This is a genomic window from Streptosporangium sp. NPDC049376 (genome assembly GCF_044466505.1).
In the GTDB taxonomy this organism is placed as follows: domain Bacteria; phylum Actinomycetota; class Actinomycetes; order Streptosporangiales; family Streptosporangiaceae; genus Streptosporangium.
Map to the genome: position 1 here is coordinate 765,916 of NZ_JBITMT010000002.1, position 12,614 is coordinate 778,529.

Sequence of the window (12,614 nt, forward strand, 5' to 3'; positions counted from 1 at the left end):
CCTGGACAGGACTCGATCAGCGAGACCAGGCGTCGCCGGGGACACGATAGAGAACGCGCGACGCCGCGAACCACTCCCGGTCGAGGAACCGGCCCGTGATCCGCCCCGCCAGGATGAGGTAGTACTCCACCTGCTCCCGGAATCCGGCGCCGTCCAGGTCCAGATCCAGCGCGTGATCCCGGAACGCCTCCTCGCCCACCCTGCCCATGTGCTCCCCGTCGTGGTAGTAGACCATCCCCTCGTCGGCGAGCTCATACAGGCCGGCCATGTGCCAGTGGGCGAGAACGCCCCTTCCTCCCGTGCTCGCTTCTTCGGACAGCGTGAAACCCCTGTTCATGGTGACCGCGACAGACCAACCTGGGGAGTGCGTCCCGATCCAGACCAGAGTCTCCTGCCCGTCGTTCTCAATCAGGTCGAACGCGGTATCGAGATCGCAGAGAACTCCAGAGCCCGGATCCACCCGGAAACGCTCCGCGGCTTCACCGATTTCCTCCGTGTCGATCCAGGCCACATCGAAGCGGCTGTTCAGAAGATGCTCCTCCAGAAGATCCCACTGGCTCTCCGCAGGCATCGCTCGCGACAGGCTCAACAGACAGATCCTTCTAGAGACCCTTTTACTGGAGGCGGACGACCGCCTCCATCCGCAGACGTTCGGCTGCGCGGCCCGCGCGCCGCCTGGGTCCATTGTGCCCGGCTGTCAGGACTCCAGTTCGATGCGTTCGAAGATGTCGGCGTCGGTCTGGCGCTGCCATTCGGGGAGGTCGTCCCAGTCGGCGACGTAGGACGGCTTGGGGTCGGGGATGTGCTTGTGGATCTGGGCGATCCAGCAGAGGGCCACGAAGCGCCCCTTCTGCTCACGGGTGAGCTTGCCGGTGTTCCCGTCGCTGACCCTGATGAACTCGGCCACCTGCCCGTAGACCGCCGCGGCGGCCTCTCGCTCCCATTCGGGGGTCTGGTCCCACGGGGTGACGTAACCGGGCTTGGGCTCACCGGGAAAGTGCTTCAGAACACCGGCGATCCAGGCCTCCCGAAAAACACGACCGTTTTCAGCCGTGGCACTCATCGAAAACTCCTCTCGTTCAGACGGAACCGGACAACCAGGTGTCCTTCCAGAGCGCACTGCGTCGTCACACGACAGCAGGAAGACCGCCTTCCGGTCGTGCCAAGCGGACCCGTACGGCGGTGTTGCTCACATGGGCAGGCCTTCTTGGTTCTGACCACGATGGGAATGGCGGTCAGACCGCTCGCGCGGTGCGTAGCTCCTCCTGGAAGTGGCGCACCTGCGGTTGTCTCGGCCACTGTCTCATCAGGGTGTCGGCGAGTTGGTCGAGTTCGGCCATGACGTGTTCGGAGGAGGATCTGCGTGCGTCGGCCAGGGCACCAAGTCCCGCGAAGGCCGCGGCGTCCGGTTCCCTGGCGGCGGCGTGGGCGGCGCCCAGCCGGGTCAGGTAGACGGCGCGGTCTCTGCGGTGAGCGGCCGGCATGGTGGTGATCTTGCTTTGCAGGATGGTGATCGCCCGTCCGGGTTCGCCCGCGTCCACGTAGCAGGTGGCCCGCTGCAGGTCGGCGAAGTCGCCGGTGAAGAACCTCAGGTAGGGCGGGTCGGTCTCGGAGCGTCCCGTGGTTATCAGCTCGGTCGCCTCGTCGAGCTGGGCGGCGGCCACCGTGCCGGTGAGCGCGTGCCCACGCGCCTCGTAGGCCTGCGCGACACCGCGCAGGACCGGCGGGATCCTCCAGGAGGCGTTGCGGGCGGCCGTGGTGAGGTCGATCACCCGGGCGTGGTCGCCCTTGTCGAGAGCCAGGCTCGCCGAGCGGATCATCATGTAGGCGGCCATGGAGGTGTCTCCTGCTTCCATGGCCCAGGTGGCGGCGCGGTTGGCCCACTGCTGGCAGCCGTTCAGGTCCGCGCTCTCGCGCAGGAGCCAGCTGATGTGCTCGGCGTACTCGCTTTGGATCCGCCGCAGTTCCTTCCGTGCGACACCGGGGACCTCCTGGCGGGCCTTTTCGATGCCGCGTAGCTCCCGCTGAAGCACGGAGAGGTGCGCGGCCGGAGGTAGAAGGTGGTGACCCGCCTGATGGGCGTTCAGGACATGCCGGTAGTACGTCGTGCCGGTGGCCGTCAATGGTTCGGCTGAAGCAGCGCCGGGGACCAGGGCCGCCAGTCCGCCCGCGGCCAGTAGTTCGGTGAATTCACGACGGGAAAGTTTCACGGCGACAGTCCCTTCGCCGGTCGGGACATCAAAAGTGATGACCGTGGCGTCATCGGCTTTTCCAGGGTAGCCGTCGCTTTCCACTATCGACAGGACGTCGGCCAGTAGTTCCCCGATTTCCGGGGGCGGCAGTGGCAGCTTCCGGTGCGGGCCGAGAAGAAGGTCGTCGATCAGGCACCTGTACAGGCTCGCCAGCCGTACCAGGTCCTCGTAGGAGGGCGGCCGGGCAGAGGCGGACGACTCGGAGCCGGGGCCCTGCCAGCACTCCCAGTAGGAGATCTGTTTGAAGGTCTTGGGAGGATCGCTGGGCCATTTCCTGTTGTACAGCTCGGCCACCTCGGCCTGGGTGAGGCCGGTGGCGTGCCGGAAGGCCATCAGCGGAGTAACGCCGAACCGTTCGGCTATCACCGCCGCGATCTGCCGGGTCGGAGCTCCGTGCTGTTGCAGTATCCGGCGCAGTTCCCTAACCTGGCGGCGACCACTTGCGGCTTCCATTCGGGTATGTCCCCTTTTCTTTATGGGTGAACAAACCAGAATCGACCGTACGCCGTTGACGGCTCTTCGTACTCCCCTTGTCGTGGGGAATTTCGAGTTTCACCGCTCCCCCTTCTCCGGGGTGGGAAAGCGCTTCGTTTCGATGTTCCGTACAGGGTGTTCACCGCCTTCGCCCGGAGAGACGAATGATCGCCGCTGCCTATCCGACCAGACGACCGTCGGCAACGACTCGACGCAATGTTCTCCCCACCGAGCCGTACGACCAACCTGGCCGCACCAGGACCGTTCCTCGCAGCTCTCGCCCCCAAGGAGCTGACGCCGAGCCACCGTGCCTCCGAATCGGGCAGCGCCGCTCCGGCGAGACCCAGCAGGAGATCATCCGTTTCCCCGGAATCGAGATAGCGCTCCAAGCGTAACGACGCCCAAGGTTCAGCGAACAACAACTTTCGCCATTCGCTCCGTATCGCGTTTTCCTACCCGCCGTTCCTTCCTGAACCGTGGAGGCCCGTTTCATGCACAACGACATGCCCGTTCCCTCTACCCCGGAGATCCCGGGGTGGCGGCTGATCATCAGTGATGCCGGGCGGTTCTGGGCCGTTCGCAACCGTGCCTTTCCGCGTACGGCGTTGCGGGCCGGGGCGGAGCCGGCGGTGGACGCCGACACCTTCGAGGAGGTCCGCGAGGCCGTGGCCAAGCAGGAGGAGAAGGCCCGGGGCGCCGTTGAGGGGGTGCCTTCGTGACGGGGCGTCATCGGGACGGCCTGCCGTACGCGCCGGTGTATCGGCGGGTGTGGGACGGCCCGGCCCGCGCTGAGGCTGAACGGATCAACCAGTCGTGGGCGGACTGGACCGTCCTCTACAGCCTGGGTCATCGCCGCTTCTACGCGATGGCGGGTTGGGACAACCCTCGGCCGGTGGTCGTCGAGGACATCACCGGTGAGGGGTTGGAGGAGCGGATGCGAGAGGCGGAGATGATCCGGGCGATCCGGCCCTCCCCGATGCCGGTTCGCGCGGAGGTTTCCCTCAGGCGGGGTGAGCCTTCCGGGGTGGCGGTCGTTGAGGAGACGGCGTCCACCGGTGGTCGGCGTTCACCGGACGGGAGGGCGGCATGATGTTCCCGTCCTGGGCACCTCGTCAAGTTTCTGAGTTTTCCGATCGAGCCTGTAACACCGTGCAGGCGGCTCATCCGGACTGGCTGGTCTTTCACAGCTCGCGGTCCGGGCTGTGGAGCGCCTATCGGAGTGTCCTGTCCGGCAGGCCGTACCCCGGGGCGGTGCTGTTGGTGCGGGCCGAGTCCGCCGAGGAACTGGACCGTAAGTTGAGCGCCCAGGTGTCTCCGGCGGTGCCGCCGAGCATCCAGGCCGTCGCCGTCGCCCGCGCCCTGCGGGCTCGAACCGCCCGGGGCTCCCGGGCCGTCATGCCGGGTCGGTCCACGACGTTGCGCAGACTTCTGCGCTCCTGAAGCCGGTACGGCGGGCGTGGACGTCATCCCACCCGTCGCGCGCCGTACCCCATGAACGTGCGGCTCAGGTGGGAGGGACCTGGGCCGCACACGCTCGCAAGACGGCTCCCATGCGCGTTGGGGAAGGGGAACCGTCTGGCGCACCGGCCCCGCGTATGTGGGGCCGGTCCTCCTCCAGGGTGCCCGGCCCGTGCTCCCCGGCTCCGGGCCGGGCACCCGCCCTCGCGTCACCGCTCCACTCGACCCGGACGATCAGAAGTCCCGGCCCGGACGATCGGGAGTCCCGGCCGGGTGAAGGCTCCGGCCTCATGGCCCGGATGAACGAAGGCGCCTGGACTTCACGGTTCGAGTGATCGGAAACCCCACCCGAACGATGACGGGCCGAGCGAAATCCGCCTCCCCACCAGGACGACCATGACCGACGACGAGCGACGACTGATCGACCTGCTGATCAGCACCCATCCCGGCTGGCGGTACGAGTACCTCCACCTGCCCGGCCTGCCCCGGTGGTGGGCCATCCGCTACGAACCACTGCGCCTCCACCAGCGCGAAGCAGGGGCCCGCGACATGCTCGGCCGTACGTCCCTGCGCCGCCTCGCCAGGGCCCTGGCCCGGCATGACGAGATCCTCCACCGAAGCCGCCACTGAAGGAGAGCCCTCCATGTCCCCACTCAAGGCCGTCGCCCCGGACGGCACCTTCGCCACCGGACCGGACACCACCGAACGGCTTCTCACCCCCGGCGAGGTGGCCCGCATCTTCGGCGTGGACCCCAAGACCGTCAACCGATGGGCCCTCACCGGGAAGATCCCCTCCGTCCGCACTCCCAGCAGGCAGCGCCGTTACCGGGAGAGCGACATCAACGCCCTCCTCAACGCCTGACGTCACCGACGTGCCCGGACGGCCATATCGTGAGCCGCGTCGAGGGGAGAGGGGATGACCTTGTTGCTCACTCGGTTGACCGCCAGGTGGGTGCCTGAGGGGTGGGCAGGGGCCGTACCCGCCATCCGGCACCTTGTTGAGAACGGGCTTGAGGTGACCACGCCGGTCACCTTCCTCGTCGGGGAGAACGGCTCGGGCAAGTCGACACTCGTCGAGGCCGTCGCCGATGTGTGCCGGGTCAACTCGGAGGGCGGCAAGGCGGGCACCATGTACTCCAGCACCGGGCCCGCCACACCGCTCGGGGAGGTGCTCGACGCCGAGCTGACCTCGAAGGGACTGCGGCTCGTCCACGGGCCGAGGCTGAAGCGGCGGGTGTTCTTCCTCCGGGCTGAGACACTGTTCAACCTGGGACAGAACGTGTCCGGCCGGTACGGCTTCTGGGAGCAGGACCTGACCCGGCAGTCCCACGGGGAGGGGTTCCTCACCGTCTTGGAGCGGATGGTCTCCGGCCCCGGGCTCTATCTGATGGACGAGCCCGAGGCGGCGCTGTCCTTCGCCTCCTGTCTGCGGCTGATGGCGCTGATGAACCGGGTGGCCGGAGAGGGCGGGCAGATCATCTGCGCCACCCACTCACCCGTCCTCTCCAGTCTTCCGGGCGCGCGGGTCCTGGAACTCGGCGACGACGGCATCCGGGAGACCGAGTGGGACCGGCTCCAGGTGGTCGACCACTGGCGCCGGTTCCTCGCCAGGCCGGACCTCTACCTGCGGTACGCCTTGGAGTAAACCGGGTCGCCACCTACGACCGCCGTCCCGGCCGGCCGATGGCGCAGTACATACACTTGAACATATATACACGGGCATGTATGTTCGAGGTGTGGTCAACAGCGTGCAACTGCGAATGACGGCGATCTCGGAGCCGAACCGGTTCCGGATCGTCGAGTTGCTCAGGGACGGTCCGCGGTCGGTGGGTGACATCGTCGAGGCGCTGGGCCTGGGCCAGCCGCAGGTGTCCCGGCATCTGCGACTGCTGTCCGAGGCGGGCGTGGTCGAAGTCACCAAACGGGCGCAGCAGCGGATCTACCGGCTGCATCCGAACGCGATGCGTGAGCTGAGTGACTGGGCACAAGGGTTCGCCGTTCTGTGGTCGGAGCGGATGGATCGTCTCGGTGCCTTTCTCGACGAAACGGCCGATCAGTGAGGAACTTGAGCATGTCCCCGGACATCACAGACGGGATCGTGGTCGACAGGTCGGCCAACACCCTCCACATCAGCCGCACCTACGCGGCCGGGGTCGAGCGTGTGTGGTGGGCCTGGACGGACGCCGAGGCGATCACCCGCTGGTGGGGGCCGCAGGGGTGGGCCGCGACCGTGCACGAGATGGACGTGCGGCCGGGAGGGCGCTGGCGCTTCGAGATCGCGCCGGTGGACGGCTCGGCCGCGCCGGTGCGCAGCGTCGCCACCTACACCGTCGTCGTCGATCGCCGCGAGCTCGCCTACGACGACGTGTTCGCCGACGCGGCGTGGCAACCCGACGGCACGGGCACCTTCCCGACCTCGGTCACCTTCACCTCCACCGACAACGGCTGCGTCGTCTCCGTCGCCGCGAGCTTCCCCGACGGCCAGGCACTGCAGCGGGCCGTCGAACTCCAGATGGCCGACGGTTACGCCGAAGCCCTCGACCGGCTCGGCGGCCTGCTGGACGGCCCGTCAACCAACGAAGGAAAAACGATCATGTCCGAACTCTCCACCGTCACCTCCGCCGACGGCACCACGATCGCGTACCGGAGGACCGGGTCCGGCCCAGCCGTCATCGTGATCAGCAACGTCGCCGAGGACCACACCGGTGTCGCGGGCTTGGCCGAGGCGTTGTCCAAGGACTTCACCGTGGTCAGCTTCGACCGGCGCGGCCGTGGGGCCAGCGGCGACCCGCAGCCCTACGACCCGGCGCGCGAGATCGAGGACATCGCCGCGCTCATCGAGGTCGCGGGCGGCTCCGCGGCTCTGACCAGCGGTTCCGGCGGGTGCGGGCTGGCCCTGGACGCGGCGAGCGCGCTGGGTGACAAGATCACGGGACTTTACCTGTACGAGCCTCCGTTCATCGTCGACGACTCCAGGCCCCCTGCGCCCGCCGACTACGTCGAACACCAGGACGCCCTGGTCGCGGCGGGTAGGCGCAGTGAGGCCGTCGAGTACTTCATGACCGAGATGATCGGCGTCCCGGCCGAGTACATCCCGGCCATGAAGCAGGACCCCTCCTGGGAGGCCATGGTCAGGTACGCCCACACCTACGCCTACGACGGCCGGATCATGCGTGGGCTCCAGGACGGCGGGCCGCTGCCCACCGACCGCTGGTCGATCAAGGCGCCGATCGCGGTGGCCGTCGGCGGCGACGGCGAGGCCTTCATCCGCGCCGGCGCCCAGGCGCTGGCCGCGATCCTGCCGAACGTGACCGTGCTGACGCTCGCCGACCAGGATCACTCCGCCTTCTGGACGGCCCCCGAGCCGGTCGCGGACCAGGCCCACGCGTTCCTGCTCGGCTGACGACCACAGGTCTGGCGGCCGGATGGAGAACGCCGCCTACTTGAGGTGGAGCCTCTGCCGCCTCGACCCCGTCGGGGAACGAGTGGGCCGCGGTCAGCCGCCTGTACCCCAGCAGGGCTGGGACTGCTTGGTGATGTCACCATGGGTGTTCACCCAGACGTCGGCCATCCAGCCTCTGGCGAACGGCTTGCCCGGAGAGCTTCCCGGGCCGTACACGGCGACCTTGTCCCAGTAGGGGTTGGACGGGTGGAACCAACCGGAGACATTCGAGCCACCGTCGACGTAGCACTCGACCTCGACACGCGTGCCGCCCTGGATATAGGGGCCGTCCTTGGCTCCCTTCTCGGGCCGTGCCCGTACGGCCACGAAGGCTTCGGAGCCGCCGAAGACGGTGCCGTCGACGGTCGACAAGCGGGTGGTCGCGGTGGGCTGTGCCTGGGCGGCGGCAGGGATGGGGGCGACTGCCAGCAGCAGCCCCGCCATCATGACCAGCGATCTGATACGCACTGTGGTACTCCATCTGATGTGTGAATCTCTTCAAGGCACCGTTCGCCCGACGTGTGGCGCCGGGCTTCGGGTGCGTCGATTGGCGATTCTGGTGTTCCGCGCGGTTGTCGCCCAGCGTGTGGATGCCGCGAGACAACGTGGAGACAACGAGATGGACGGCCGAGCCGCCCACGACCACTCCACGCACCAAGCCGTGCGCCGCAGCGACTGGCGACGGGCAGCGCGCCCGCCACCCTGGAACCACTCCTCGCCTACGTGACCGCCTGGTCAGACGCAGCTTCCAGCTCCGGGTGGAGGCGATCGCCTCTGCGGCCGGTGACCCTCGTCGAGCAGGAGTACGGCGGCCTGTCCGAGAACGACAGGCCACGAGCCACGCTCAGCATCGCCTGTATCAGGCTGTCCGTCTCCGCGGAAAGCCGCGGGCCCGAGCGGGAATGGCCACGGATCGGCGATCTGACCGGCGCGTCCACCCAGTACGGCGTGACCACCCGCCCTCCACCGGAGCGCCAACGTCATCCGGTCCTGGCAGCGCACGCATGAAGACCCCCAGCGCTCTGCTGGAGGTCTTCATGTCATGGCCGGCGACGTCGGCCGTTCATGAACGTCAGACGTGCTCTGGCATCCCGGAGGCTCTCAGGGAGTCTGCAGGGTGGCTCGTACCCTGTCGTACATGGCCTGGTGGCCGAGCCTGTTCGGATGCACCCATTCCTGCTTGCTCAACGTGTCCAGGATCCCCGTCATCCAGCTCTGATCCGTGCACAGCTCGTGGCCCTTGAGAACATCGCTCATGTCGATGGCGTTGACACCTGCCCTCGTGGCCTCTCTCACGATGAGGGCGTCCATCTGGCGAGTGAGGTAGTTGAACCACTGTCGATCACCCTCGCTGAAAACACCGTCATCTATGCACCCCTGTCGGCGTTCGCTGTCGTGCTCGACGAAGAAGACCGGATAGGTCAGTACGTTGATCTCGGCGTCGGGGGCGCGGCGCCGCAAATCAGTGAAGAATTCACTGAGCTTGGGCTGCAGGTCAAGGATGTCACGCAGCACCAGGTCCACGCCGGTGCCTGTCTCGGTGTACTTGTTGCGGCAGTCGCTGGTCCATCTGTTCAGGACGCAGTTGGCGAGGACGCGGGCGAACCCGGCGTCGTTTCCGCCGAGGGTCAGCATGACCATGCCGGTGTCCGTGTCGAGCACGTCGCGCTGTGGACCTTCCCCCTTGTTGCCGGAGTGATTGGGCTGCTCGTAGTCGGCAAGAAGGGCGCCGCTGCAGGCGACCTGCCGCCAGTCGATGTCGTGGTAGGCGCTGCTGCCGCTCTGGAAGCGCCGCTGCCACGACAGCCCGGAGCGGTGGCATTTGTTCTCGCTGGTATTGGTCTCCAGGTCGTACGTGAGTGTGCCCTCGCCTGCGGAAAAGGAGTCGCCCAGCAGTCGCAGCGTGCCCGGGGCGGAAACGGGGGCGAAGGCCACGGCGTCGAATCCTATGTCGTCGCCTTCCTCGAAGCCGTTGCTCGTGATGTTGTTCAGTGTGACCTTCGCCCCCGAGCCGAGCCAGTACGTACCGAGCGACGTCCACGAGTTCGGGTGAAGCTCCTGGTTCACATCCTTCGCCCAGGTGGCGCCCCTGCCGTTGTGGATGACATACCTCGCCATAGCCCAAGCACCGTCACTCGGAACGAACGCGTAGACCCGATAGCGGCCCCGTGCCAGGTTGTCGGGTTGCCAGGTCGCCTCGACCGACCATTGCGCGGGCACACCGTTGAGGTACGTGTGGGTGAACCACGCGTGCCCGCCGAACCCGACACCGAGCTGGTGCCAATCGACGTCGTTGCCGTCGGGGCCGCCCGGCTCGCTGATCCCGCGAGCGACGGAGAAACGCCCACCGTTGGTCCAGTCCGGGCGGGAGCAGCCGACGAGGTTGACCCCCGCCGCCTGGTTGTCCACGATGACCGTGTCCGGAGGAAGGCCGCTCTCCAGACGACCGCATACGGGCGGCGAGGGATTGAGGGCCGAGGGCTCCGGCGCGTTGTCGGCGACGGTATCGGTGCCTCCGTGGCACAGAACGACCACACAGACGATGATGGGGCGATGCCACCAGCAGTGATAGTCGGCGCGCTGGCAGATTCCCGCATGCGGCAGCGGATTCAGCACCTGCGAGTCGCAGGAGCTGGTCTGGTCGCACATGGCGAACAGGTTGGGTAGCGCCAGCAGGGCGCCCGTCTGGGTGGCGTAGTCGTAGGTGCCCTCGAACTTCAACCCTCCGTCGTACAGGTCCTGCTGGCCGCTCTCCATCCAGCCGAAGATCTTTTCTTGGTAGGGCCAGTCCTGCGGATGACGAGCGTCGTCGAACGTGCGCACCGCCGCGCCCTCGACGCCGACATGCAGGAACGGGTGCCGCTGGGGATCGTAGTTGGGGTTGGCCGGATTGTTGGTCCACCCCATACCCCAGTTGCCGTCCGCATCGGTGCAACCGGGACCCGGCGTGCACCCCGAGGTGTTGCCGGTACTGCCCTGGGGGTTCACACCGCTGTTGTACGCCCACACGGCGAAATACCAGTTCTCCAGGCTGCCGGGGTTGCCGGCGTCGACGGTGATGCCGGCCGCGCCGAGCTGGTTCCATTTCCGCGCCAGCACCTGCGCTGCGGCGGCCGCGTTCTCGGCGTAGTCCACGGCGATCTTACGCTGGAGGCCGCTGGGCTGACCGGTGGCACCCATGCGCATGAGGTCGGTGATCTGGCCCAGCCCGTAGCCGCAGTCGGCTTGGGAGTAGTCGATGTACTCGCTGGCGCGTGATCCGTAGTAGTCCGCGATCAGCGGGTTGCCGGACAGCCCGGGGCGCACGTGCCAGCTCGCCTGCGCCCAGTTCGTCTCCTGCGCGAACACCGCGCTGATCACCTCGCGAGGGATGTGGTCACCGTTCGTGCCGAAGGGAGCGGGCAACGGGAAGTCCCGGCTCGGTGAATATCCGGGCTGCGACAGGTTGAAAGCGCCTCCCGGCCGCAGGGCGCCTCCCCCGACCCCGACCAGAGTGCCGCGCCCGGCGCGGTTGGCGGCCCATTCCACCTGCTGGTAACTGGGCTGCGGCACCTGGTTGAAGATGTCGTTGCGCGGCACCGCGCACACCGGCTCGTCGGCGGCGAGCGCCTTGGTGCCACTGCTTCGCACAGCCTTCCGCCGGTCCGGCGCTGGTGGGAGCTTGGTGTAGGGACGGACTCGCTCCTTGGGAAGATCGGGCGTCAGAGTACGACCCTGCCCGTCCAGAAGACGCCGGCCGTCCACGCCACTGACAGTGGCGCCGAGCAGCGCCGTCCCGTCAAGCGAACCTGTCTCGATCCAGGTTCCGGCGGGAACGCCGACCGGTTCGGTCTCTGCCGTCTGGCGATTCTCCGCGGCGCCCACGATACGGTTGCGGCCGTTCCTGCCGGGGAGCAGGCGCAGATCGGCCAGGTCGCCCTCGGCGACCTCATGGGCGCTCTTGCTCCTCCCGTTCCAGTGCCATACCTGGGCCTTGCGATCCGCCTGGGCCACCAGCAGGTCCAGGCCCCTGCCGCCGGCGGCCGGTGTCAATCGGAACGCCTGGCCCGGTACGGAGAACACCTCCTGCGCCCTGTCACCGTTCAGGCGCACCACATGGTCGCCGCGGGCTGCGTAGACGCCGCCGCTCACCGGCACGGCCGCGGTGAGCTGCTGGGGCACCTCGCCGACCGTACGCGTGTTCCCCGTACTGGCTTGGGCGGTCAGCACCGTTGTCCGGCCGCTCTCCGCTCCGGTGAACCGGGTGAGAGCGACGTCGTCTCCGGCGCCGCAGCCTGGGTTGAAGTAGGTCAGTGCCATCTTCGCGGCCAGCGGACGCACCTTGCCGGTGGCGATGTCCACCGCATAGGCCAGGCCGCCGTGGCCCAGGCCGCCGGGGCTGTTGTTCGCATGCCAGGGGGCCACGACGGCGACAATTGATTTGCCGTCTCCGGTCAGGCAATGGTTACCGATCCAGGGTTCGCCCGAGTACCCGCCCGGCTGCAACGAGGCGAGCGGGCGCCAGCGCCAGCTCTGGCTGGAGTGTGCCGTGAACAGGTGGTATCCGTCCTTGTCCGCGGCTGCCGCCACGATGACGTCCCCGGAGCCGACGGCAGGCGGCGACGAGAGGAGCTTCTTGCGGCCCGGTCCCAGCGCCTGCCGATCGACGGGCGAATGCCTGGCGACGTTCGGGGCCGATGAGTGGTGTGCCTGCTGGGGGCCGTACGACGGGACGGCGGTGGCCGCCGGAGCCGACGTGACGAGCATGAGGGGAACGGCTAAGAGGAGCAACGGCGTCGGCAGCCTTCGCTGTCTGGACGACCGACGCCGAAGTGGGCGAAATGACTGTGGGGACATGAGTTTCCACCGTGCGCTTGGGCGAGTGCGGGGATTGCGGGATGAGCCGCGGTGCGACGAGAACTCACGGTCGGATGGGTCGGTCGTACAGGCACGCGCGAGTGAACGGTCGGCCAGGCGTGCGATTGTTCGCCGGTGTTTTTCACGGCATG

14 protein-coding genes are annotated in these 12,614 nt (G+C 67.7%); 9 read left to right on the forward strand and 5 right to left on the reverse strand.

From position 1 onward, the window contains the following. Positions 1 to 16 precede the first annotated feature (16 nt). From ACIBVQ_RS08890 to ACIBVQ_RS08900, 3 genes are all read right to left on the reverse strand, one after another. Positions 17 to 589: a hypothetical protein gene (locus ACIBVQ_RS08890; RefSeq protein ID WP_399176529.1), complete on the reverse strand. Its 573-nt coding sequence runs from the start codon at positions 587 to 589 to the stop codon at positions 17 to 19. Between the two features lie 108 nt (positions 590 to 697). After that, a complete protein-coding gene (locus tag ACIBVQ_RS08895) occupies positions 698 to 1,063 on the reverse strand; it encodes a hypothetical protein (protein WP_362772965.1) in 366 nt (121 codons plus the stop codon). 172 nt (positions 1,064 to 1,235) lie between these two features. Beyond that, positions 1,236 to 2,585 carry a hypothetical protein gene (locus tag ACIBVQ_RS08900; protein WP_399176531.1) on the reverse strand — a complete coding sequence of 450 codons (1,350 nt, stop codon included), beginning with the start codon at positions 2,583 to 2,585 and terminating at the stop codon, positions 1,236 to 1,238. A gap of 644 nt (positions 2,586 to 3,229) precedes the next feature. Between ACIBVQ_RS08900 and ACIBVQ_RS08905 the strand changes: the two genes are divergently transcribed. From ACIBVQ_RS08905 to ACIBVQ_RS08940, 8 genes are all read left to right on the forward strand, one after another. After that, positions 3,230 to 3,445 (forward strand): hypothetical protein, encoded by a 216-nt coding sequence (locus ACIBVQ_RS08905; protein ID WP_399176533.1) that lies wholly within the window; start codon positions 3,230 to 3,232, stop codon positions 3,443 to 3,445. Continuing rightward, positions 3,442 to 3,816, forward strand: a complete 375-nt coding sequence (locus tag ACIBVQ_RS08910; RefSeq protein ID WP_362772979.1) for a hypothetical protein — start codon at positions 3,442 to 3,444, stop codon at positions 3,814 to 3,816. Before ACIBVQ_RS08905 ends, ACIBVQ_RS08910 begins: the two co-directional genes overlap by 4 nt. A 59-nt stretch (positions 3,817 to 3,875) precedes the next feature. Continuing rightward, positions 3,876 to 4,166: a hypothetical protein gene (locus ACIBVQ_RS08915; protein WP_362772982.1), complete on the forward strand. Its 291-nt coding sequence runs from the start codon at positions 3,876 to 3,878 to the stop codon at positions 4,164 to 4,166. 414 nt (positions 4,167 to 4,580) lie between these two features. Continuing rightward, entirely contained in the window at positions 4,581 to 4,814 is a 234-nt protein-coding gene (locus tag ACIBVQ_RS08920) for a hypothetical protein (RefSeq protein ID WP_362916217.1), read from the forward strand. Between the two features lie 13 nt (positions 4,815 to 4,827). Beyond that, on the forward strand, positions 4,828 to 5,046 hold the full coding sequence (locus tag ACIBVQ_RS08925; RefSeq protein ID WP_352010139.1) for a BldC family transcriptional regulator: 219 nt from the start codon (positions 4,828 to 4,830) through the stop codon (positions 5,044 to 5,046). 54 nt (positions 5,047 to 5,100) lie between these two features. Further along, positions 5,101 to 5,829 carry an AAA family ATPase gene (locus ACIBVQ_RS08930; RefSeq protein WP_399176536.1) on the forward strand — a complete coding sequence of 243 codons (729 nt, stop codon included), beginning with the start codon at positions 5,101 to 5,103 and terminating at the stop codon, positions 5,827 to 5,829. A 91-nt stretch (positions 5,830 to 5,920) separates the two neighbouring features. Then, positions 5,921 to 6,244: an ArsR/SmtB family transcription factor gene (locus ACIBVQ_RS08935; protein ID WP_399176538.1), complete on the forward strand. Its 324-nt coding sequence runs from the start codon at positions 5,921 to 5,923 to the stop codon at positions 6,242 to 6,244. 11 nt (positions 6,245 to 6,255) lie between these two features. After that, positions 6,256 to 7,587, forward strand: coding sequence for an alpha/beta fold hydrolase (locus tag ACIBVQ_RS08940; protein WP_399176540.1), 1,332 nt, complete (start codon positions 6,256 to 6,258; stop codon positions 7,585 to 7,587). 93 nt (positions 7,588 to 7,680) lie between these two features. Here the strand turns inward: ACIBVQ_RS08940 and ACIBVQ_RS08945 are convergent, their stop codons facing one another. Then, entirely contained in the window at positions 7,681 to 8,094 is a 414-nt protein-coding gene (locus ACIBVQ_RS08945) for a hypothetical protein (protein ID WP_399176542.1), read from the reverse strand. A gap of 315 nt (positions 8,095 to 8,409) precedes the next feature. Between ACIBVQ_RS08945 and ACIBVQ_RS08950 the strand changes: the two genes are divergently transcribed. Continuing rightward, entirely contained in the window at positions 8,410 to 8,634 is a 225-nt protein-coding gene (locus tag ACIBVQ_RS08950) for a hypothetical protein (RefSeq protein ID WP_399176543.1), read from the forward strand. A gap of 93 nt (positions 8,635 to 8,727) precedes the next feature. On the opposite strand, the gene ACIBVQ_RS08955 is transcribed toward ACIBVQ_RS08950, so the two are convergent. Then, complete coding sequence (locus tag ACIBVQ_RS08955; RefSeq protein ID WP_399176545.1) at positions 8,728 to 12,372, reverse strand: GDSL-type esterase/lipase family protein; 3,645 nt, start codon at positions 12,370 to 12,372, stop codon at positions 8,728 to 8,730. Positions 12,373 to 12,614: the final 242 nt, after the last annotated feature.

Excerpts from the sequence above, each read along its gene's own strand:
- ACIBVQ_RS08895 (WP_362772965.1), bottom strand. The coding sequence starts at position 1,063 with ATGAGTGCCACGGCTGAAAACGGTCGTGTTTTTCGGGAGGCCTGGATC.
- ACIBVQ_RS08900 (WP_399176531.1), bottom strand. The coding sequence starts at position 2,585 with ATGGCCTTCCGGCACGCCACCGGCCTCACCCAGGCCGAGGTGGCCGAG.
- ACIBVQ_RS08905 (WP_399176533.1), top strand. The coding sequence starts at position 3,230 with ATGCCCGTTCCCTCTACCCCGGAGATCCCGGGGTGGCGGCTGATCATC.
- ACIBVQ_RS08920 (WP_362916217.1), top strand. The coding sequence starts at position 4,581 with ATGACCGACGACGAGCGACGACTGATCGACCTGCTGATCAGCACCCAT.
- ACIBVQ_RS08925 (WP_352010139.1), top strand. The coding sequence starts at position 4,828 with ATGTCCCCACTCAAGGCCGTCGCCCCGGACGGCACCTTCGCCACCGGA.
- ACIBVQ_RS08930 (WP_399176536.1), top strand. The coding sequence starts at position 5,101 with ATGACCTTGTTGCTCACTCGGTTGACCGCCAGGTGGGTGCCTGAGGGG.
- ACIBVQ_RS08940 (WP_399176540.1), top strand. The coding sequence starts at position 6,256 with ATGTCCCCGGACATCACAGACGGGATCGTGGTCGACAGGTCGGCCAAC.
- ACIBVQ_RS08955 (WP_399176545.1), bottom strand. The coding sequence starts at position 12,372 with ATGCTCGTCACGTCGGCTCCGGCGGCCACCGCCGTCCCGTCGTACGGC.